17 protein-coding genes and 2 tRNA genes are annotated in these 19,833 nt (G+C 71.1%); 9 read left to right on the top strand and 10 right to left on the bottom strand.

What is annotated here, in order from left to right:
* Positions 1-28 precede the first annotated feature (28 nt).
* The 3 genes from aroA to PSQ21_RS24945 all read left to right on the top strand — a co-directional run bounded on the left by aroA (position 29) and on the right by PSQ21_RS24945 (position 2,859).
* A complete protein-coding gene (aroA, locus tag PSQ21_RS24955) occupies positions 29-1,381 on the top strand; it encodes a 3-phosphoshikimate 1-carboxyvinyltransferase (protein WP_274033144.1) in 1,353 nt (450 codons plus the stop codon).
* 5 nt (positions 1,382-1,386) lie between these two features.
* A complete protein-coding gene (gene rsgA / locus PSQ21_RS24950; protein ID WP_274033143.1) occupies positions 1,387-2,403 on the top strand; it encodes a ribosome small subunit-dependent GTPase A in 1,017 nt (338 codons plus the stop codon).
* Between the two features lie 132 nt (positions 2,404-2,535).
* Complete coding sequence (locus PSQ21_RS24945; protein ID WP_097866095.1) at positions 2,536-2,859, top strand: DMT family transporter; 324 nt, start codon at positions 2,536-2,538, stop codon at positions 2,857-2,859.
* Here the strand turns inward: PSQ21_RS24945 and PSQ21_RS24940 are convergent.
* Positions 2,816-3,433, bottom strand: a complete 618-nt coding sequence (locus tag PSQ21_RS24940) for a TetR/AcrR family transcriptional regulator (protein WP_274033141.1) — start codon at positions 3,431-3,433, stop codon at positions 2,816-2,818. The two genes, PSQ21_RS24945 and PSQ21_RS24940, sit on opposite strands and share 44 nt — an antisense overlap.
* Positions 3,434-3,558: 125 nt before the next feature.
* Here PSQ21_RS24940 and hisN point away from each other — a divergent pair, with 125 nt between their 5' ends.
* Both hisN and PSQ21_RS24930 read left to right on the top strand, forming a co-directional pair.
* Positions 3,559-4,359: a histidinol-phosphatase gene (gene hisN / locus PSQ21_RS24935; RefSeq protein WP_274033139.1), complete on the top strand. Its 801-nt coding sequence runs from the start codon at positions 3,559-3,561 to the stop codon at positions 4,357-4,359.
* 202 nt (positions 4,360-4,561) lie between these two features.
* Positions 4,562-4,960, top strand: a complete 399-nt coding sequence (locus PSQ21_RS24930) for a CBS domain-containing protein (protein ID WP_274033138.1) — start codon at positions 4,562-4,564, stop codon at positions 4,958-4,960.
* A gap of 89 nt (positions 4,961-5,049) precedes the next feature.
* Here the strand turns inward: PSQ21_RS24930 and PSQ21_RS24925 are convergent, their stop codons facing one another.
* A complete protein-coding gene (locus tag PSQ21_RS24925) occupies positions 5,050-6,519 on the bottom strand; it encodes a catalase (protein WP_274033136.1) in 1,470 nt (489 codons plus the stop codon).
* Between the two features lie 170 nt (positions 6,520-6,689).
* Between PSQ21_RS24925 and PSQ21_RS24920 the strand changes: the two genes are divergently transcribed.
* A complete protein-coding gene (locus PSQ21_RS24920) occupies positions 6,690-7,109 on the top strand; it encodes a Fur family transcriptional regulator (RefSeq protein ID WP_097866100.1) in 420 nt (139 codons plus the stop codon).
* Positions 7,110-7,210: 101 nt separating this feature from the next.
* On the opposite strand, the gene PSQ21_RS24915 is transcribed toward PSQ21_RS24920, so the two are convergent.
* The 4 genes from PSQ21_RS24915 to PSQ21_RS24900 form a co-directional block, all read right to left on the bottom strand.
* Positions 7,211-7,284, bottom strand: a tRNA-Met gene (locus tag PSQ21_RS24915).
* Between the two features lie 76 nt (positions 7,285-7,360).
* Positions 7,361-9,433 carry a tetratricopeptide repeat protein gene (locus PSQ21_RS24910; RefSeq protein ID WP_274033134.1) on the bottom strand — a complete coding sequence of 691 codons (2,073 nt, stop codon included), beginning with the start codon at positions 9,431-9,433 and terminating at the stop codon, positions 7,361-7,363.
* Positions 9,434-9,658: 225 nt separating this feature from the next.
* Positions 9,659-9,732, bottom strand: a tRNA-Met gene (locus tag PSQ21_RS24905).
* Positions 9,733-9,774: 42 nt separating this feature from the next.
* Positions 9,775-12,810 carry a UPF0182 family protein gene (locus PSQ21_RS24900; RefSeq protein WP_274035924.1) on the bottom strand — a complete coding sequence of 1,012 codons (3,036 nt, stop codon included), beginning with the start codon at positions 12,808-12,810 and terminating at the stop codon, positions 9,775-9,777.
* A 135-nt stretch (positions 12,811-12,945) separates the two neighbouring features.
* Between PSQ21_RS24900 and PSQ21_RS24895 the strand changes: the two genes are divergently transcribed.
* Positions 12,946-13,506, top strand: coding sequence for a PPA1309 family protein (locus PSQ21_RS24895; protein ID WP_274033132.1), 561 nt, complete (start codon positions 12,946-12,948; stop codon positions 13,504-13,506).
* 48 nt (positions 13,507-13,554) lie between these two features.
* On the opposite strand, the gene PSQ21_RS24890 is transcribed toward PSQ21_RS24895, so the two are convergent.
* The 3 genes from PSQ21_RS24890 to PSQ21_RS24880 form a co-directional block, all read right to left on the bottom strand.
* On the bottom strand, positions 13,555-14,670 hold the full coding sequence (locus PSQ21_RS24890) for a YlbL family protein (RefSeq protein WP_274033131.1): 1,116 nt from the start codon (positions 14,668-14,670) through the stop codon (positions 13,555-13,557).
* A gap of 399 nt (positions 14,671-15,069) precedes the next feature.
* Positions 15,070-15,531, bottom strand: a complete 462-nt coding sequence (locus PSQ21_RS24885; RefSeq protein ID WP_047178695.1) for a molybdenum cofactor biosynthesis protein MoaE — start codon at positions 15,529-15,531, stop codon at positions 15,070-15,072.
* 106 nt (positions 15,532-15,637) lie between these two features.
* Positions 15,638-16,789 carry an SDR family oxidoreductase gene (locus tag PSQ21_RS24880; protein WP_274033127.1) on the bottom strand — a complete coding sequence of 384 codons (1,152 nt, stop codon included), beginning with the start codon at positions 16,787-16,789 and terminating at the stop codon, positions 15,638-15,640.
* 190 nt (positions 16,790-16,979) lie between these two features.
* Between PSQ21_RS24880 and PSQ21_RS24875 the strand changes: the two genes are divergently transcribed.
* Both PSQ21_RS24875 and PSQ21_RS24870 read left to right on the top strand, forming a co-directional pair.
* Positions 16,980-18,452 carry a zinc-dependent metalloprotease gene (locus tag PSQ21_RS24875; protein WP_274033125.1) on the top strand — a complete coding sequence of 491 codons (1,473 nt, stop codon included), beginning with the start codon at positions 16,980-16,982 and terminating at the stop codon, positions 18,450-18,452.
* The gene (locus PSQ21_RS24870; protein ID WP_274033123.1) at positions 18,449-18,988 is read left to right on the top strand and encodes an NUDIX hydrolase; all 540 of its coding nucleotides are present in this window, start codon (positions 18,449-18,451) and stop codon (positions 18,986-18,988) included. The genes PSQ21_RS24875 and PSQ21_RS24870 overlap by 4 nt, the downstream gene beginning before the upstream one ends.
* 79 nt (positions 18,989-19,067) lie before the next feature.
* Here PSQ21_RS24870 and PSQ21_RS24865 read toward each other — a convergent pair whose 3' ends face one another.
* A complete protein-coding gene (locus PSQ21_RS24865) occupies positions 19,068-19,823 on the bottom strand; it encodes an AIM24 family protein (RefSeq protein WP_097870405.1) in 756 nt (251 codons plus the stop codon).
* Positions 19,824-19,833 lie beyond the last annotated feature (10 nt).

The following is a 19,833-nucleotide window of genomic DNA, read 5'->3' as shown; positions in this document are numbered from 1 at the left end:
TCGGCGCGGAGCCACTAAAGTAATGGCCATGACCGAGAGTTCCGTGCACCCCGCCCTCTGGCCCGCCCCCCACGCGAGTGGAGCCGTCGACGCGACCGTCACCGTGCCCGGATCCAAATCGGTCACCAACCGCGCGCTCGTGCTGGCCTCGCTGGCCGCCGAGCCGGGCTGGCTGCGCCGCCCGCTGCGCTCCCGCGACACCCTGCTCATGGCCGACGCGCTGCGCGCCATGGGTGTCGGGATCGAGGAGACCGTCTCCTCCTCGTCCGCCTCCAGCCCGTCCGCCGCGGCCTCCCCGGACAGTTCGGGCGAGGCCTGGCGGGTCATCCCGGCGGGGCTGCACGGCCCGGCGACGGTCGACGTGGGCAACGCCGGCACGGTCATGCGCTTCCTGCCGCCCGTCGCCACGCTCGCCGACGGCCCGGTCCGCTTCGACGGCGACCCCCGGTCCTACGAGCGCCCGCTGACCGGCGTGATCGAGGGGCTGCGGGCGCTCGGCGCGCGGATCGACGACGAGGGGCGCGGGGCGCTGCCGCTGACCGTGCACGGCGGCGGGGCGCTGGAGGGGGGCCCGGTGGCGATCGACGCCTCGTCCTCCTCACAGTTCGTCTCGGCGCTGCTGCTGTCGGGACCGCGCTTCAACCAGGGCGTGGAGGTCCGGCACACCGGCTCGACCCTTCCCTCGATGCCGCACATCCGGATGACCGTCGACATGCTGCGCGCCGTCGGGGCACAGGTCGACGAGCCGGAGACCGGCGGCGAGCCCAACGTGTGGCGGGTCTCCCCCTCCGCGCTGCTCGGCCGGGACCTCACGATCGAGCCGGACCTGTCCAACGCCCAGCCGTTCCTGGCCGCCGCACTGGTGACCGGCGGCCGGGTCACGATCCCCGACTGGCCCGAGCGCACCACCCAGCCGGGTGACGCGCTGCGCGAGATCTTCACCGCGATGGGCGGCAGCTGCGAGCTGACCGAGCACGGGCTGACCTTCACCGGCACGGGCCGTATCCACGGCATCGACGTGGACCTCGGCGAGGTCGGTGAGCTGACCCCGGGCATCGCGGCGGTCGCCGCGCTGGCCGACTCCCCCTCCACGCTGAGCGGCGTCGCCCATCTGCGGCTGCACGAGACGGACCGGCTGGCCGCGCTGACCAAGGAGATCAACGAACTGGGCGGCGACGTCACCGAGACGGCCGACGGGCTGCACATCCGCCCGCGCCCGCTGCGCGGCGGCGTCTTCCACACGTACGACGACCACCGCATGGCCACCGCCGGGGCGATCATCGGCCTGGCGGTGAAGGGCGTGGAGATCGAGAACGTGGGCACGACCGCCAAGACCCTGCCCGACTTCCCGGACATGTGGACCGGAATGCTCGGGGCTTAGGAATCATGCGCCGCTACGGGAAGAACCCCGACGAGGACGACATCCGCGTCCGCCCCAACCGCAAGGGCAACCGCCCGCGTACGCACATCCGGCCCAAGCACGAGGACGCCGAGGACGGCATGGTCCTCACCGTCGACCGGGGCAGGCTCACCTGCCTCGTCGAGGGCCGGACCGTGGTGGCGATGAAGGCCCGCGAGCTGGGCCGCAAGGCCGCCGTGGTGGGCGACACCGTCTCCATCGTCGGTGACCTCTCCGGCGAGAAGGACACCCTGGCCCGGATCGTGCGCATCGCCCCGCGCCGCACGGTGCTGCGCCGCACGGCGGACGACGACGACCCGTACGAGCGCGTCGTCGTCGCCAACGCGGACCAGCTGGCGATCGTCACCGCGCTGGCCGACCCCGAACCCCGCCCGCGCATGATCGACCGCTGTCTGGTGGCGGCGTACGACGGCGGGCTCACCCCGTTCCTGGTGCTGACCAAGTCCGACCTCGCGTCCCCGGACAAGCTGCTGGAGGCGTACACGCCGCTCGGCGTCCCGTACATCGTGACCAGCCGTGATGAGCTGGAGAACGGGGACGCGGCGGACCGGGTGCGCGCGTTCCTGAACGACCGCGTCACCGCGTTCGTCGGGCACTCCGGGGTCGGCAAGACGACGCTGGTCAACGCCCTGGTGCCGGCGGACCGGCGGCGGACCACGGGCATCGTCAACGCGGTCACCGGCCGAGGGCGGCACACCACCACCTCCGCCCTCGCGCTGCCGCTGCCCGGCGACCGGGGCTGGGTGGTCGACACCCCGGGCGTGCGCTCCTTCGGGCTGCACCACGTCGACCCGTCGCGGGTCATCCACGCCTTCCCGGACCTGGAGCCGGGCACCGAGAACTGCCCGCGCGGCTGCACCCACGACGCGAACCAGCCGGAGTGCGCGCTGGGGGCCTGGGTCGCGGAGGGTCACGCCGACCCGGCCCGGCTGGACTCCCTGCACCGGCTGCTCGCGACCCGGGAACGGCGCGAGGGCGACTGACGGAGCGTCCGGCCGGAACCGGCCGGGACGGCACGGCCATGTCCGCGGGCATGTTTGCGGGCTTCAACGACTGGTAAAGGCATAATCGCACCGAGCGGGACGAGCCGTCACCTACGTGGGAGGCAACTGACGATGCCCTGGCTGCTGGTCGTGGTCGCAGGACTGCTGGAGACCGGCTTCGCCGTGTGTCTGAAGCTCTCCCACGGATTCACCCGGCTCTGGCCGACGATCGCGTTCGCCGCCTTCGCGCTCGGCAGCTTCGGCCTGCTGACCCTGGCGCTGAAGAAGCTCGACGTCGGCCCCGCGTACGCGGTGTGGACCGGCATCGGGGCGGCCGGGACGGCGATCTACGGCATGGTCTTCCTCGGCGACGTGGTCTCCACGCTGAAGCTGGTGTCGATCTCGCTGGTGATCATCGGGGTGATCGGCCTCCAGCTGTCCGGCTCGGCCCACTGAGGCGCGCCGGAACCGCCGCCCGCGTCCCTTCCCGTACGAGCCCGAGCGCGCGGCTGTCCGCGGCGTCGTCGCCCGGCACCGGCACGGTCACACAGGACAGCGCGAGGCGCAACGCGATCTCGCAGCGCCCGGCGGTGGCCTCGGGCGACACGGCCACCATCCGGTCCCGTACCAGGGCGAGCAGCTCTGCGGGGGCAGGCGGCGGCGTCCCTCCCGTACGCCCCCGGGCGCCGGGCCCGCGGTCGGGGCGGGGCAGTGCGTCCGGCCAGTGGCCCGTGAGCAGCGCCCTGACCAGCACGTCCTGGCGGGCGGCCCGCATGGTCCAGAGCGCGACGGCGACGGGACGGTCGGGCGCGGAGGCGGTCAGGGCGCGGTCCACCCCGGCGAGATAGCCGTCGGCGGCCCGTCGCAGCAGAGCCCCGGCCAGTCCGCCCTTGGTCCCGAACTCGTTGTAGAGGGTCTGCCGCGAGACGCCGGCCCGGGCCGCGACGTCGACCATGCGCACCGTGCGCCAGGGCCCGTCGTCCAGTGCCCTGTGAGCGGCGTCCAGCAGTGCCTGCCGCGCTGTCGGCATCGTCGCCTCCCCCGCCCCGGGACCCTGCGGTTCAGAGTTGACGCGCTCCCGGGGGGTGTCAAGGGCCCCGGCAGGCGGCGGGGGCGCTGTAGCCCGCGCCCGGCGGCGCTGGATACTGTGACGGCATGCCCGACTACCACGATGATCTGCGCCTGGCCCACGTACTGGCGGACGCCGCCGACGCGGCGACGATGGACCGGTTCAAGGCTCTCGACCTGAAGGTGGAGACCAAGCCGGACATGACGCCGGTGAGCGAGGCCGACAAGGCCGCCGAGGAGCTGATCCGGGGCCATCTGCATCGGGCGCGCCCGAGGGACGCGATCCTGGGCGAGGAGTACGGGGTCGAGGGCAGCGGACCGCGACGGTGGGTGATCGACCCGATCGACGGCACCAAGAACTACGTGCGCGGCGTGCCGGTGTGGGCGACGCTGATCTCGCTGATGGAGGCCGGGGAGAACGGTTTCCAGCCGGTGATGGGCGTGGTCTCCGCGCCGGCGCTGAACCGGCGCTGGTGGGCGGCGAAGGGCGCGGGCGCGTTCACCGGCCGCAGCCTCACCTCCGCGACCCGGATGCACGTGTCGAAGGTGGAGCGGATCGCCGACGCCTCGTTCGCGTTCTCCTCGTTGTCCGGCTGGGAGCAGCAGGGCCGCCTCGACGGCCTCCTGGACCTCACCCGGGCCTGCTGGCGGACGCGGGGGTACGGGGATTTCTGGCCGTACATGATGGTCGCCGAGGGTTCCGTGGACATCTGCGCCGAGCCGGAGCTGTCGCTGTGGGACATGGCGGCGACCGCGATCATCGTGCAGGAGGCCGGCGGCCGGTTCACCTCGCTGGACGGGGTGGACGGTCCGGGCGGCGGAAACGCGGCGGCCTCCAACGGGCCGCTCCACGACGAGCTGCTGGGCTATCTCAACCAGCGCTACTGACCGCCCCCCCTTCCGGGCCTGTCCGAAACCGTACGGTCCGCGAGGCGCCCAGGGGGCGTGCGGTGTGTTTAACGCACGCCCTCCGGTGCGCTTCGCCCACCCCTTGTCGGCCCGCCCCAAGGGTGCGACTCTGAGAGTCCCCCCGCTTGTGCATTTGTGAATCGACTCACGGAGTCGGCTCGCCGAGGAGGTGGCTCGTTTCATGCTCGTACGTGACGCCATGAGCACGGTGGTCCTCACCATCGGCCCCACCCATACGCTCCGCCAGGCGGCGCGGCTGATGTCGGCCCGCCGCATCGGAGCCGCTGTCGTCCACGATCCGGACACCTGCGGGCTCGGCATCATCACCGAGCGCGACATCCTCGACGCGGTCGGATCGGGGCTGGACCCCGACCGGGAGGCCGCGTCCGCCCACACCACCACCGACGTGGTGTTCGCCGCCCCGGCCTGGACCCTGGAGGAGGCCGCGGAAGCCATGACGCACGGCGGGTTCCGGCATCTGATCGTGCTGGACGGCAACGGCCCGGTGGGCATCGTGTCGGTGCGCGACATCATTCGTTGCTGGACGCCCGCCCGGCGTGCGGTCGCGGCCGCCGGCTGACGCCCGCCCGGCACACGGGCCGGCGCCGGAACGACCGGTGGGCCGGACCCCGCGAGGGATCCGGCCCACCGTCGACGACAAGCGTCCGGTCAGCCGCGAAGGGCCTGGACCGCGGCTTCCAGCCGCTTGCCGAAGTCTCCGTCCGCCTGGCGGAAGTTGTTGATCGCGCGCTCGGCGATGTCGTCGCGCGAGACCTTGGCGATGAACCCGGCGAGGTTCTCGATCAGCCGGGTCTTCTCGTCCTCCGAGTAGAGCCGGTAGAGGTTGCCCGCCTGCACGAAGTCGTTGTCCTCGGCGTGGACGGGGGCCTCGGTGTTGCCGGTGGTGCCGGTGACCGGGACCGGCTGCCACAGCGGGCGGTCCGTCTGGAACGGGCCGCCGAAGCTGTTCGGCTCGTAGTTCTTGGCGCCCTTGTGACGGCCGTCGTAGAGGAAGCCGTCCCGGCTGTTGGTCCGCGCCTCGGTGGCGTGCGGGCGGTTCACCGGCAGGTGGTCGGCGTTGATGCCGACGCGGTAGCGGTGGGCGTCGCCGTACGCGAAGAGGCGGCCCTGGAGCATCTTGTCCGGGGACGGCCCGATGCCCGGCACGAAGTGCGCGGGGCTGAAGATCGACTGCTCGACCTCGGCGAAGATGTTCTCCGGGTTGCGGTTGAGCTCCAGCTTGCCGATCTCGATCGGCGGGTAGTCCGCGTGCGGCCACACCTTGGTGAGGTCGAACGGGTTGAAGCGGTAGCCGGCCGCCTCCGCCGCGGGCATGATCTGGACCTGCACCGTCCAGGACGGGAAGTCACCGCGCTCGATCGACTCGCGCAGATCGCGCTGGTGGCTGTCGGGGTCCTCACCGGCGAGCTTGTTGGCCTCGTCCTGAGTGAGGTTCTTGATGCCCTGGTCGGTCTTGAAGTGGTACTTGACCCAGAAGACCTCGCCGGCCTCGTTGTTCCACTGGTAGGTGTGCGAGCCGTACCCGTTCATGTGGCGCAGCGTGGCCGGGATGCCGCGGTCGCCGAAGAGCCAGGTCACCTGGTGCGTCGACTCGGGCGACAGCCCCCAGAAGTCCCAGACGTTGTCCGCCTCCTGCGAGCCGGTGTACGGGTCGCGCTTCTGGGTGTGGATGAAGTCGGGGAACTTGATGGCGTCCTTGATGAAGAACACCGGGGTGTTGTTGCCGACGAGGTCGTAGTTGCCCTCTTCGGTGTAGAACTTCAGCGCGAAGCCGCGCGGGTCGCGCACGGCGTCGGCGGAGCCGAGGTTGCCCGCGACGGTGGAGAAGCGCAGGAAGGTCTCGGTCTGCTTGCCGACCTCGGAGAGGAACTTCGCCCGGGTCCACTGCGAGACATCGCGGGTCAGCGTGAAGGTGCCGTACGCACCGGCGCCGCGGGCGTGCACGATCCGCTCCGGAATGCGCTCGCGGTTGAAGTGGGCGAGCTTCTCCAGCAGCGCCTGGTCCTGGACAAGAACCGGACCGCCGGCGCCGGCGGTCTCGCTGTTCTGGTTGTCGGCGACCGGCGCGCCGGCCTCCGTGGTGAGCGGTCCCTGCGTCACGTGCGCCTCCTGCGTCATGTCCTGCACTTCCGTGATCGGCCGGCCGCGGTCGCCGGTCCGATGTTCCGCACAGCCTGTCCCTTGGCGTATGCCGTTCTCGATCCTACAATGGACAATGTCTAAGTCAAGCAAACATCCAAAGTCACACCCGATCGGGACTCAATCCCTCCACTGTTAGGCTGGGCTGCATGAGCGACCTGCTGGAACGACTTCGTGGACGCGGCTGGCGTATGACGGCGCAGCGGCGTGTCGTGGCCGAGGTCCTCGACGGGGACCACGTACACCTGACGGCGGACGAGGTCCACGCGAGGGCCGTTTCCCGGCTGCCCGAGATCTCGCGCGCCACCGTCTACAACACCCTCGGCGAGATGGTGTCCCTCGGTGAGGTGCTGGAGGTCTCCACCGACCGCCGGGCCAAGCGCTACGACCCGAACGCGCACCAGCCGCACCACCACCTGGTGTGCGCCCGGTGCGGCGCCATCAGGGACGTGCACCCCGCGGGCAACCCGCTGGCGGACCTGCCGACGGACGAGCGCTACGGCTTCATGGTCTCCGGCGTCGAGGTGACGTACCGCGGCATCTGCCCGAACTGCGCCGCCACCGCCTGACCCGGCCGAATCGGGCCCGTCTCCGGGCGGGCCCGCAGTCGCCGTGTCTCCGGACATGACGAAGGCCCGGATCCTGGGGATCCGGGCCTTCGTCTCTTCAGTAGCGGGGACAGGATTTGAACCTGCGACCTCTGGGTTATGAGCCCAGCGAGCTACCGAGCTGCTCCACCCCGCGTCGGTGAATGCAACATTACGTCAGCGGGTCGGGCGGCGCAAATCCATTCACGCCGGCCTGGGGTGCCCGACAGGGTCTACGCGGTCAGCTCCTGGTGCAGCGCCTCGCGGAGCCGCGCAGCGCGCTCGGCCACCTCGGCCGGGCCCAGCTCCACCGCTCGCGCGCACCAGCGCTGCCCCTCGGTGAGCTCGCCCCGGCGGGCGGCGAGGAGCGCCAGGCGCAGCGCGGCTCGGCCGTGTCCGGCGGCGGCGGCGCGGCTCCACCACAGGGCGGCCTCGCGCTCACTGCCCTCCCGGGCCAGCAGCAGCCCGAGGTTGAAGGCGCCGTTGCGGCTGCCCGCCTCGGCGGCCTCCCGGTACCAGTGGGCGGCGCTCTCCACGTCGCCGCGGGCGGCGGCGAGCATGCCGACCCGGACCTGGGCACGGCGGTGGCCCTGCTGGGCGGCTCGCTCGTACCACTCCTCGCACTCGGTCTTCTCCGGCATCGGCTCGCCCAGCGCGGGCGCTCCCGGCGGTGGCTGGCGGGCGTCCAGCACCCCGGCCAGCCGGAACGCCGCCTCGGCACTGCCGCCGCCCGCGGCGCAGCGCAGGTGCCGCTCGGCCTCCCGGTCCTCGCCGTCGCGCAGCAGGGCCATGCCGACCTGGAGCGCGGCGTCGGTGTGCCCGGCCGCCGCGGCGCGCTCGTACCAGCCCAGCGCCGTACGGTCCTCGTCGCGCCCGGCGTGCAGGATGCCGAGGTTGAAGGCCGCGTCGACGCTGCCCGCCTCGGCGGCCTTGGAGAACCAGGGCTCGGCCCCGGTGTGGTCGCCCGCCTGGAGCAGCAGCACCGCGAGCGCGTTGGCCGCCTCGCGGTGTCCGGCGTACGCGGCGCGGCGGTACCACTGCTCGGCCTGCGGGGTGCGGTCCTGGGCGGCGCAGAGCAGCCCGAGGTTGTACGCCCCGTTGACGTCGCCCGCGTCCATGGCGGCCCGGTACCAGCGCTCGGCGGTCTGCTGCTCACCGCGCGCGGCGTGCAGCGCGCCGAGCGCGTTGGCGGCGTTGCCGTCACCTTCCTGGGCGGCGCGCAGCCACCACACGGCGGCGCTCTCCTCGTCGCCCGCGTCGCGCAGCAGGAAGCCCAGCGCGCAGGCGGCACGCGGCTCGCCGTCCTTGGCGGAGGTGAGATACCAGCGCCCGGCCTCCTTGAGCTCGCCGCGCTGCTCCAGGATCGCGCCGAGGTGCAGGGCGGCACGCCGGTGCCCCCGGGCGGCGGCCTGGCGGTACCACTGCTCGGCCTCGCCGACCCGGCCGGCGGCAGGTCCCGCCACGGGGCTGTCGCCGTCGGCCGCGCTCGCGGCACGCGCGGACCCCGTCGCCCGTACGTCATGGCCGGGTGCGGGCGGGTCGCCGGGGAGGCCGAGGCCCGTTCCGGTTCGCCCGGAAGCGACGCCCCGGCCCAGGCCGAAGGCGTCATGCGGGTCCTCGACGGTCTTCCGCTCCAGGGCGCGGGCCAGCCGGTAGGCGGCCTCACGGTGCCCCTGCTCGGCGGCGGCGCGCAGCCAGCGCTCGGCGCCGACGTCGCTGCGGTGCTCCAGCAGGTCGGCCAGCGCATACGCGCCCAGCGCGTGGCCCTGCTCGGCGGACTGGCGCAGCCAGTACTCCGCGCCGGGCTCGTCGCCGCGCTCGCGGAAATGCCGGCCGAGCGCGTGCGCGGCGGCGGCGGAGCCGGCCACGGCGGCGATGCGCCACCAGCCGGCGGCCTCGTCCGGGTAGCCGCGCTGGTGCAGCAGGACGCCCAGGTTGTTGGCGGCGGCCCGGTCCCCGTCGGCGGTGGCGGCGCGCAGATACCGCTCGGCGCCGTCCAGCTCCCCCCGGCGCAGCAGCAGCGCGCCCAGGACGCTCATGGACGCGGTGTCCCCCGCCTCGGCGGCGCGCCGGTGGCGTGCCTCGCTCTCGGCGCTGTCCGCGGCGTCGACCGCGTCCGTGGTGTCCTCGTCGGCCGTGCTCGCGGCGGTGCTCGCGTCGACGGCGCCGGTCCGCTGGACCGGTGCGCCCGTCCCGACGATGGCAGCGGCGAAAGCCGCGTCTACCGCGCTTTCAACATCTTGGCCGCGCTGCTGCACAAACCGCCCTGTCTCCAACAGAGTTGCCCTGTCCCCCATAAATACCATCGTCGCACCACCTGTAACCCGCGTACACCTGGTATATCGCGGACAGTGAGGTCACTACAGCGTTTTGTCGACTTGCCCACAGAGAGACAAGTCAAACACGTCTGGAAGCAACTGCTGCCCAGCGAACCGCACTTCACGCCCACAGCTTGGGACCGACACGGCCTGCGCGCACAACAGGCACGACGAAGGCCCGGATCCCTTGGGATCCGGGCCTTCGTCTTTTCGTAGCGGGGACAGGATTTGAACCTGCGACCTCTGGGTTATGAGCCCAGCGAGCTACCGAGCTGCTCCACCCCGCGTCGTTGTGTTCAAACCGTACCACGACGCGGGGTGGACTTTTCTCAGCTGCCCTGGTCGGAGCCCTTCTCGGCTCCTTCGGCGGCATCCGGCTTCCTCGCCGGATCCGCCTTGTCCGCGTCCGCCGGTTTCCCGGCGCTCGCGGGCTCCGCCGAGCTGTCCGGCTTGGCGTCGCCCGCCGGCTTGTCGGCGCTGTCGGCCTTGTCCCCCTCGCCGCCCGTCTTGGGCTGCGCGGCGGCGGCTCGCTCCAGAGCGTCCTGAAGAGCCTCCTGGGCCTTGCCGTAGGCCGGCCAGTCCTGCTCCTGCAGCGCCTTCTCGCCGTCGGAGTACGCCTTCTGGGCGTCCGCGATGGCCTTCTTGAGCGCCGCGCTGCCGGTGGCCGGGGGCTCCTCGGTCTCGCCCGGCGGCTCACTGGTGTCGGGCGGTGTCGTGGCCCCGTCGTCCTCGACCCCGAAGACGGCGTTGAGCGCCTCCCCGAGGCTGTTCTCGAAGACGATCTTCGAACCGTACGAGGCGGCCACCTTGCGCAGCAGCGGGTAGTTCTGGTTGCCACCGCGCGTGTAGACCGGCTCGATGTAGAGGAACCCGCCCTCCAGCGGAACCGTCAGCAGGTTGCCGTACTCGATGTCCGAGTCGGTGCCCTTGAGGTTCCTCACGAACTCGGCGACGTCGTCGTTGCCGTTGAGCTCACTCTGTACCTGGCCCGGGCCCTTCACCGTGGAGGTGACCCGCAGCAGCCGCTTCTCGCCGTAGTCCTTGCTGGCCGCGTCCGCGTTCACCGCCATGAAGGCTCCCAGGTTGGGGCGCCCTCGGGGGGTGAACGTCGTGGTCAGCGAGAACTGCTGCTCGGTCTGGCCCGGCATCTTCATGCTCAGGTAGTACGGCGGAACGGAGCCCGGCTCCTTGTTGGTCGGGTCGTCCGGCACCTGCCAGGCGTCACTGCCGCTGTAGAACTGCGCGGGGTCCTCGACGTGATAGCGGGTCAGCAGCTCGCGCTGGACCTTGAAGAGGTCCTGCGGATACCGCAGGTGCTCCATGAGCTCCTGCGGGATCTCGCCGCGGGCCTCGACCGTCCCCGGGAACGCCTTGCGCCAGGTCTTGAGGACCGGGTCCTTGGTGTCCCACTCGTAGAGCTTGACCTTGCCGTCATAGGCGTCGACGGTGGCCTTCACCGAGTTGCGGATGTAGTTGACCTGGTTCTGCTGGGCGACGACCGCGCGCTGGTTGGTGGTCAGCGAGTCGGCCGTGGTGTCGCCGAGCGTGGTCCGGGACGCGTACGGATAGCCGTTGCTCGTGGTGTAGGCGTCGACGATCCACTGGATCCGGCCGTCGACCACCGCCGGGTAGGCGTCGCCGTCGATGGTCAGCCAGGGGGCGACCGCCTCGACGCGCTCCTTGGGCGTGCGGTTGTACAGGATCCGCGAGCCCTCACCGATGGCTCCCGAGTACATGATCTGCGGCTCGCTGAAGGAGACCGCGTACGCGGCACGGTTGAAGGTGTTGGAGAGACTGACCCCGCTGTCGCCCTTGTAGCTGGTGGTCTTCTCGCCGTCCTCCTCGTAGTCGAGCTCCTTCTGGGGCCCGCCGACGATGGAGTACTGCTGGGTGTTCTCGCCGTAGTAGATCCGCTGCTCGTACTTGCCGAACTCACCGGTGGTGGGCAGCCCCGACTCGCTGAAGTCCGGAGACCCCGTCGGGTTCGTCCCGGTGGTGGTGCCCTTGGCCGCGATGGCGCCGTAGCCGTGGGTGTACGTGAAGTGGTCGTTGATCCAGTTCCGCTTGGGCAGACCCTGGATGTTCAGCTCACGCAGACCGATGACGGTGTCCTGCTCCTTGCCGTCCTTGTCCTTGTAGCGGTCGACGTCCAGCGTCTTGGGGAACTGGTAGTAGTTCCTCCGCTGCTGAAGCTGCTGGAAGGCCGGGGAGACGACGTTGGGGTCCATCACCCGGTAGCTGGCGGCCGTGCTGGCCGCCGCCCGCAGCTTGGTGTCGTCCTCCGTCGTCGCCTGGCCCTCGTAGTCGTCCACCGTGGCGTCATCGATGTCGTACGCGTCGCGTGTGGCATCGATGTTCTTCCGGATGAACTCCGCTTCCTTGGCCTGCTCGTTCGGCTGGACCTGGAACTTCTGCACGATCGCCGGGTAGAGCCCGCCGATCAGGATCGCCGAGAGCACCATCAGGCCGAAGCCGATGACCGGGAGCTGCCAGGTACGGCGCCACAGCGTCGCGAAGAACAGCACGGCGCAGATGGCCGCGATGCAGAACAGGATGGTCTTCGCCGGGAGGTAGGCGTTGGCGTCGACGTAGCGCAGGCCCGTCCAGTTGTCCGCGGCCTTGAAGTCACTGGACTTCACCGCCAGCCCGTACCGGTCGAGCCAGTAGGCCACGGCCTTCAGGGAGACGAAGATGCCGAGCAGCACCGAGAGGTGGCCGGTGGCCGCCCCGGTGGCGCGGGCGCCGGGGCTCGTGATGCGCAGCCCGCCGTACAGGTAGTGGGTCAGCGCGGCGGCGATCAGCGAGAGCACGGTCGCCGCGAAGCCGAAGCCCAGCAGGAAGCGGTAGAACGGCAGGTCGAAGGCGAAGAAGGCGACGTCCAGTCCGAACTGGGGGTCCTTCTGGCCGAACGGCACGCCGTTGACGTACAGCAGCCACGTGCGCCACTGGCCGGAGGCGGAAGCTCCGCCGATCAGCGCGACGAGCGCCGTGACGGCGAGCAGCACCCACTTCTTGTAGGGGGCGATACTCATCCGGTAGCGGTCCAGGCTCTGCTGCTCCAGCGACATCGCGCTCAGCGGCGGCCTGAGCCGGTGCGCGAGCCAGATGTTCACACCGATGGCGATCGCCATCAGCAGTCCGAAGACGAGGAACAGCCCGATCTTGGTCCACAGGGTGGTGGTGAAGACGGATGAATACGCGACCGACCTGTACCAGAGCCAGTCCGTCCAGAACCCGGCGAACATGACGAAGACCATGGCGAGAACCGCCAGGACACCCAAAGTCATGAGCAGGGTACGGGCGCGCCGGGACGGGCGGCCGACTCTGATCCGTGGCCCGGTCGGGCCTCCGCCGCGGTCCGGCATCTGGAAAGCCAACGTGCGCACCTCGTAGTTCGCGGTCGTGTGAACAGGCCCAGCGATCCTAGAGCCCACCTATGCAACTTACTGAGGCTTTACCTAGTTCCCGTTCCCGGGGTGGAAGGAGGCAGGATATTGCCCATGCCCAACGTTTCCCCCGCAGGACCCCCGATGGCCGCGAGTCCGCTCACCGTCGCCGTCCTCGAAATCGACGCCTATGCCTCCAACCTCGGCTGGGACCAGCCCGCCCGGCTGTTCGCCCTGGTCGACACCGCGCAGCTGCGGGTCCAGGAGCCCTCTCTCGCCGCTCAGCTGGGCCTTGAGGACCCCAGCTCCTCCGTCGCCGCGCTCACCCCGATCGAGCAGGACGAACTTCCCCCGGGCACCGCGCTCGACGACTTCCTCGGCACGATCGCCTGGCCCGACGCCGTGGTCGGCTGCGCCATGACGGTGGAGCGGCTGATGCTGCCGCCGTCCGCCGAGGCCTCCGTGCCGGACGGTCTGAACGACAAGCAGCTGGCCCAGTGGGTCGCCAAGCACGCCGACCGGCAGGAGGTGCGGATGACCGTGGCCGTCCTGCGGGACGGGGCCCGCGAGTCCGCCGTACGGCTGCGCGAGAAGGACTCCCCCACCGAGGTGCTGACCGGAGCCGGTCTGGTGCCCGGCCTCGCCGAGGCGCTCGCGGCGACGTTCGAGTCCTGATCCGGCCGCTGCCCGGGGCCCTCGTACGGTTCCCGGGCGGCGCGGCCGTCAGCCGGTCGAGCAGCTCGGCAGGCCGGCGGTCTTCCCCGCGCGGATCCGCTCCAGCGACTTCGTGGCGTCCTCGATGGTCTTGACCCGCACCAGGGTGAGGCCGCTGGGGGTGTCCGCCGCGGCCGACGCGCAGTTCTCGTCGGGTGTGAGGAAATAGCGGGCGCCGGCGTTCCGGGCGCCGACCAGCTTCATGTTGATGCCGCCGATCGGGCCGACCTTGCCCGCCTCGTCGATGGTGCCGGTGCCCGCCACGAACCTGCCGCCGGTCAGGTCTCCCGGGGTGAGCTTGTCGATGATGCCGAGGGAGAACATCAGCCCGGCGCTCGGCCCGCCGACGTCCGCGAGCTTGATGTCGATATCGAACGGGAACGTGTGGTCCGTCCCGGCCCTGATCCCGACGATCGCCCGGTCCTTCGCGCCCTCCTCGCCGTCGCCCTCGGCGGCGGGAGCCTTCGCGGTCGTGATGGTGATCTTCTCGTCGCCCTCGGGGGCGCGCCCGGCCTTCTCGGCCGCGGCGGCGGCCTTCGCCGGGACGATGGTGAAGGTGACGTCCTCGCCGGGGCGGTGCTCGGTGACGAGCTTCGCCACGTCTCCGGGCTCCTTGACGACGGTGCCGTCGACGGCCTTGATCACGTCGCCCGCGTGCAGCTTGTCCTCGGACGGGCTGCCCTTGACCACCGTGGAGACCACGACCTGTGTGGCGACCGGGATGTCCAGCTCCTTCAGGGCGGCCACCTTGGCGCTCTCCTGGGACTGGCTGAACTCCTCGGCGTTCTCCTGGGTGGACTGCTCCTCGGTCTTGCCGTTCGGGTAGAGCGTCTCGTGCGGCACCACGACGCTGTCGTGGGCCAGCCAGCCGTAGACGGCTCCGAAGACGTTCATCCGGTAGTCCGCCCCGGTGACGCGGACCGTCGTCATGTTGAGATGCCCGGAGGCCGGGTACGTCTTGCGACCGGAGATCTGCAGGACGGGCTCGCCGCGCGCCTCGCCCAGCGTGTTCACCGTCGGTCCGGGGGACATCTCCGCATACGGCACTTTGATCAGCACGCCTGCGCAGAGCAGCGCGATGAGGACGAAGGCGGAGGCGAGCATCGTCGCGGTGCGGCGTGGCATGGAACGACAGTACGGGAAGGGCCTGTCAGTGCACCGCCGGGGCCGGTCCGTACGAGGAGACCGGAACGCGGCGGAAGGTGGTCACGCGGCGTGCGTCGGTCGTCAGAGAGCCCCGGAACCGGAGTGCGACTTCTCCATCGCGTCACGGAACCTGGCGTAGCCGGCGAGTTCGGTGACATCGCCGGTCGTGCGATTGCGGGCAGCCCAACCCGCCCATATCGCACCACCGACAGCAGCGAAAAGTGGAATCAACAGCCAAGCGAGTGCCGCCATCACGACCTCCCTACCCCATGAGCGACCGGATGCCCGATCAGCAGATTAACGATCCGGAAGACCAACGCTCATGGCGGGGGTGCGGTTACGCAAATCGGGGCCGATGCGCCCCGGTCCGGTTTGCGCTCAGCAGGCTCCGACCCACTCCTCCGTGCCGTCCGAGAAACGCTGGTGCTTCCAGATCGGCACCTCGTGCTTGAGGTCGTCGATGAGCTTGCGGCAGGCCTCGAAGGCCTCGGCGCGGTGCGGGCAGGCGACGGCGACGACCACGGCCAGGTCGCCCACCTCCAGTTCACCCACTCGGTGGACGGCCGCCAGTGCGCGGACCGGGAAGTCGGCGACGACCTTCTCCGCCACTCGGCGCAGCTCGTCCTCGGCCGAGGGGTGACAGGAATAGCCGAGCGCGCCGACGTCCTGTCCCGCGTCGTGGTTGCGCACGGTGCCGACGAAGAGCGCGATACCGCCCGCCGCGTCGTCGCCGACGGCGCGGAAGACCTCGTCGACGGAGAGCGGGGAGTCCCGGATCGCCAGCAGCCGGATGGGGTCGGCCGCCGCGTGCTCGCCGGGATGGTCGTGGGTGGGTGCCATGCTCCCATCGTGCCGTACGGCTCCGACATCCCGGAATTGCCTGATCTTCCGGCGGCCGGCCGGCCGGTTTGGAGCCTCCTACAGGGCCTCGGGCGCCGGTGGGCGGTCAGATGCGGCGGCGGGCCTTGCGTGCCCGGCGCACCACGGCGGCGGCGCCGAGCAGGGCGACGGTCGCTCCGGCGGCTCCGGCGGCGGTGGCGTCCTTGCGGCCGAGACGGCGTCCGGCGAGCGTGTGGCGGCCCTCGACCTCTTCGAGGAGGGCTCCGAGCACCTCCTCGTTCGTCCATTTCGGCCGCCAGCCCGCGTCGTGCAGCCTGCTGACGCTGACCACCCAGGGGTGCATCGTGTACGCCAGGTCACCGGCCGGGGACGGGGTGAGGCCGATCCGGTGCAGCCGGGCGGCGGCCCCGAGCGCGACGGCGGAGGGCAGCTCCATCCGGCGTACGCCGCTGAGCTCCTCGACCTCCTCCTGCTCCAGCCAGCCGTCGCAGCCGACCGCGAACTCCCCGTCGATCTTCTCCAGGGCGGCGTACTCCAGCGCCGTCACCAGGTCCTCCACGTGACAGAACTGCCAGGTGGGGCGCGATCCGGCGACGACCAGGAGGCGCGGGGACTCGAAGTAGCGGGTCAGGGCGGTGTCGGTGCCGCCGACCAGGACGGTGGGGCGCACGACGGTGACGTTGAGCCCGGGGTGGGCGCGCGGGGCCCGGCGGCCGAGCCGCTCGATCTCCAGGAGGTCGCCGACGCCGGTGGCCTCGGCGGTGGCACGCAGCTCGGCGTCCTCGGAGAGCGGCACATCGTTGTCGGCGAGCGCCCCGTAGACCATCGCCGAGGTGCAGAGCACGACCCGGTGGACCCCGACGGCCGCCGCGGCGGTGAGCACGGTCTGGGTGCCACGTACGTTGTACGCAGTACGGGCGGCGGGGTCGGTCTCCAGGTCGAGATCGAGGGCCAGGTGGACGACGACGTCCGCGCCGCGCAGCTTCTCGGCGATCGCCGGATCCCGTACGTCCAGGATGTGCCAGGTCGCCTCGGAGACCTCTCCCCGGCGTTCGTCGATCGCGATGACCTGCTTGATCGCGTCGGATGCGGCGAGGTGGGCGGTCAGCAGTTCGCCGATGCCGGTGGCGGCGCCGGTGACCGCGACGACGGGACCCCGGTTTCTGGGGGCCCTGGGGCGTTTCGTTTCGGGTGTGCTCGCGGGCGAGGGGTCGGTCAGGTTTCGCGCTGCGCGAACCTGCGGATCTGGGGAACTCACCGGGCGTCTCCAGCGGTTGTCTTCAGTACGTACCCGAATGACGCGTACGTACCAGGTGGCGTCCATCCTGCCGCAGGCCGGGAGTCGGCGGAGCACTGAGGCCCGAAGCGGGCGTGGTGTCTACGCTGGATGGTGATGTCGGGCAGTCGCCGTCGGTTCGAGCCGGCGGCCCTAGGAGCCGAGGAAACCCGTGAGTGACACCCCATTCGGATTCGGCCTTCCGCCGGAGGAGCCGGAGAACGGCGACGAGGGCAAGAAGAAGGACCCCACCGATGGTGGGCAGAGCGCGGGCGGGCCCGGGGGCCCGTTCGGATTCGGGCCGGGAGCGGGCGGGGACAACCCGTTCGCCGCGATGTTCGGCTCGATGAATCCGAACGATCTCGGCGCCGCCTTCCAGCAGCTCGGTCAGATGCTGAGCTACGAGGGCGGTCCCGTGAACTGGGACATGGCCAAGCAGATCGCCCGCCAGACGGTCTCGCAGGGCGCCCCGGACGGCTCCAAGGACGCCAGTGTCGGCCCGTCCGAGCGCACGGCGGTCGACGAGGCGCTGCGGCTGGCGGACCTGTGGCTGGACGGCGTGACGTCGCTGCCGTCCGGTTCGGTCTCCACCGTGGCGTGGAGCCGCGCGGAGTGGGTCGAGGCCTCGCTGCCGGCGTGGCAGCAGCTGGTCGACCCGGTGGCCGAGCGGGTGGGCCTGGCGATGGGCGATGTGCTGCCCGAGGAGATGCAGGCCATGGCGGGCCCGCTGATCGGCATGATGCGGTCGATGGGCGGCGCCATGTTCGGCCAGCAGATCGGGCAGGCCGTGGGCGTGCTGGCCGGTGAGGTGGTCGGTTCCACCGACATCGGGCTGCCGCTGGGACCGGCGGGCAAGGCCGCGCTGCTTCCGCTGAACGTGGAGAAGTTCGGCAAGGACCTCAGCGTCCCGCAGGACGAGGTGCGGCTGTATCTGGCCCTGCGCGAGGCCGCTCACCAGCGGCTCTTCGCCCACGTGCCGTGGCTGCGTTCGCATCTGTTCGGCGCCGTCGAGGCGTACGCCCGCGGCATCAAGGTCGACACCAGCAAGCTGGAGGACGTCGTCGGCCAGTTCGACCCCTCGCAGCCGGAGCAGCTGCAGGACGCCCTTCAGCAGGGCATGTTCCAGCCGGAGGACACGCCCGAGCAGAAGGCGTCCCTGGCCCGTCTGGAGACGGCTCTCGCCCTGGTGGAGGGCTGGGTGGACGCGGTGGTCCACGAGGCCGCGAAGTCCCGGCTGACCTCGTCCGACGCGCTGCGCGAGACGATGCGCAGGCGCCGTGCCTCCGGTGGACCGGCCGAGCAGACGTTCGCCACGCTCATCGGTCTCCAGCTGCGCCCGCGCCGGCTCCGGGACGCCTCGCGCCTGTGGGCATCGCTCACGGACGCCCGGGGTCTGGAGGGCCGGGACGCGCTCTGGTCCCACCCGGACATGCTGCCGACCGCCCACGACCTGGACGACCCGGACGGCTTCGTCCATCACGAGCAGGCCGACTTCTCCGAGCTGGACAAGATGCTCGGCGAGGCGGCGAAGGACTCGCGGAAGCCCGCGGAGGACGAGCCGAAGCCGAAGTCCGTCGAGGGCAAGGACGACGGCGGGGACGAGGGCGACGGCAAGGACGAGGGCAAGGGTGGCCACGACCAGTGACCCTGCACGACGACGCCGTTCTCGTACTGAAGGGGTATGCCCCCGGGGACGAGCACGGTGACCAGGCGGAGCTGCGTCAGGCCTATCTGGACCACCTGGCCCAACACGACGACGGCATGTGGAAGGCGTGCGGTGCCGGGCATCTGACCGCCAGCGCCCTGGTGATCGATCCGGTGCGGGGGAAGGTTCTGCTGACCCTGCACCGCAAGCTCCGGATGTGGCTCCAGATGGGCGGTCACTGCGAACCGCAGGACGGCGGCCTGGAGGCGGCGGCGCTCCGTGAGGCGACGGAGGAGTCCGGCATCACGGGGCTCACCCTGCTGCCCGGTGGACCGGTCCGGCTGGACCGGCACCCGATTCCGGCTCCCTGCAACTGGCACCTCGACGTGCAGTACGCGGCGCTGGCCCCGGCCGGAGCGGCGGAGCGGATCAGCGAGGAGTCCCTGGAGCTGCGCTGGTTCGACTACGAGGACGTGCCCGGTGTGGCCGACGCCTCCGTCGAACGCCTGCTGAAGGCGGCGCGGTCCCGGCTGTAGCGGCAGGGATCGCAGGATAGTTGCGTAAGGGGCGGCCTCCGGGAGGCCGCCCCTTACCGCTGTGCTCCATGGGCGCTGGTCAGTTCCAGGCGTTGTTCTGGTTCTGGCCGTGGGAGCCCTGCTGGCCCATGCCGAACTGGGCTCGGGCGCCCTGACCGATCTGGGCGCTCTGCGGAGGCATGACCTCGCTCGGCTGGACCAGGGCGAAGCCCTGGCCGAGGAAGCTCAGCTCCCAGCCCTCCCCGGTGTTGCCGCGACGCCGGAAGACACCGGCGGAGTGCGTCTGGGCCTGCATCTGCACACGCAGGGAGCTGGACCAGGCGACGATCGCGTCGGCATCGGCGTTGACGTACTTCTCGGGCGTGACCTGCATCATCAGGGGCCGGCCCGAGGTCATGAGGGCGACCTTGCCCGAGCCGGAGATGTTGAGCTGGTACTTGCCGCTGCCGGAGATCCCGTACTGGCTGTCCACCGCGATGACCTCGGTGTGCAGCGAGGAGTCGAGCGCGAGGACGTAGGAGCTGTCCACGGTCATCCCCTCGCGGTCGACGTCCACGACGTGGATGTACTGGGCGAGGTTGGCGAGGTAGACGGTGCCCTGGCCGGACACGCGCATCAGGTCGAGGCCCTCGCCGGTGTTCGCGCGGGCGCGGCGCTGGCCCTGGGACTGGTATTCCCCGTCGAAGTCCATCAGGCCCTGGTAGGCGACCATCGCGCCCTTGCGGGCGAGGACGTCGTCGTGGCCGGTCAGCGAGACCCGCAGGAGCTGCGGGTTCTGGATCGCGTAGCGGTCCTGGGTCTGCTGCTCGGTGTGGCTGAAAAGCGGACTCTGCATGATGTGTTCT

Source organism: Streptomyces sp. MMBL 11-1, from assembly GCF_028622875.1.
Taxonomy (GTDB): domain Bacteria; phylum Actinomycetota; class Actinomycetes; order Streptomycetales; family Streptomycetaceae; genus Streptomyces.
This window is presented reverse-complemented; position numbering and strand designations above follow the sequence as displayed.

Bases quoted from the DNA above. Each gene is read 5' to 3' on its own strand.
- aroA (WP_274033144.1), top strand. From the start codon at position 29: ATGACCGAGAGTTCCGTGCACCCCGCCCTCTGGCCCGCCCCCCACGCG.
- rsgA (WP_274033143.1), top strand. From the start codon at position 1,387: ATGCGCCGCTACGGGAAGAACCCCGACGAGGACGACATCCGCGTCCGC.
- PSQ21_RS24945 (WP_097866095.1), top strand. From the start codon at position 2,536: ATGCCCTGGCTGCTGGTCGTGGTCGCAGGACTGCTGGAGACCGGCTTC.
- PSQ21_RS24940 (WP_274033141.1), bottom strand. From the start codon at position 3,433: ATGCCGACAGCGCGGCAGGCACTGCTGGACGCCGCTCACAGGGCACTG.
- hisN (WP_274033139.1), top strand. From the start codon at position 3,559: ATGCCCGACTACCACGATGATCTGCGCCTGGCCCACGTACTGGCGGAC.
- PSQ21_RS24930 (WP_274033138.1), top strand. From the start codon at position 4,562: ATGCTCGTACGTGACGCCATGAGCACGGTGGTCCTCACCATCGGCCCC.
- PSQ21_RS24925 (WP_274033136.1), bottom strand. From the start codon at position 6,519: ATGACGCAGGAGGCGCACGTGACGCAGGGACCGCTCACCACGGAGGCC.
- PSQ21_RS24920 (WP_097866100.1), top strand. From the start codon at position 6,690: ATGAGCGACCTGCTGGAACGACTTCGTGGACGCGGCTGGCGTATGACG.
- PSQ21_RS24910 (WP_274033134.1), bottom strand. From the start codon at position 9,433: ATGGTATTTATGGGGGACAGGGCAACTCTGTTGGAGACAGGGCGGTTT.
- PSQ21_RS24900 (WP_274035924.1), bottom strand. From the start codon at position 12,810: ATGCCGGACCGCGGCGGAGGCCCGACCGGGCCACGGATCAGAGTCGGC.
- PSQ21_RS24895 (WP_274033132.1), top strand. From the start codon at position 12,946: ATGCCCAACGTTTCCCCCGCAGGACCCCCGATGGCCGCGAGTCCGCTC.
- PSQ21_RS24890 (WP_274033131.1), bottom strand. From the start codon at position 14,670: ATGCCACGCCGCACCGCGACGATGCTCGCCTCCGCCTTCGTCCTCATC.
- PSQ21_RS24885 (WP_047178695.1), bottom strand. From the start codon at position 15,531: ATGGCACCCACCCACGACCATCCCGGCGAGCACGCGGCGGCCGACCCC.
- PSQ21_RS24865 (WP_097870405.1), bottom strand. From the start codon at position 19,823: ATGCAGAGTCCGCTTTTCAGCCACACCGAGCAGCAGACCCAGGACCGC.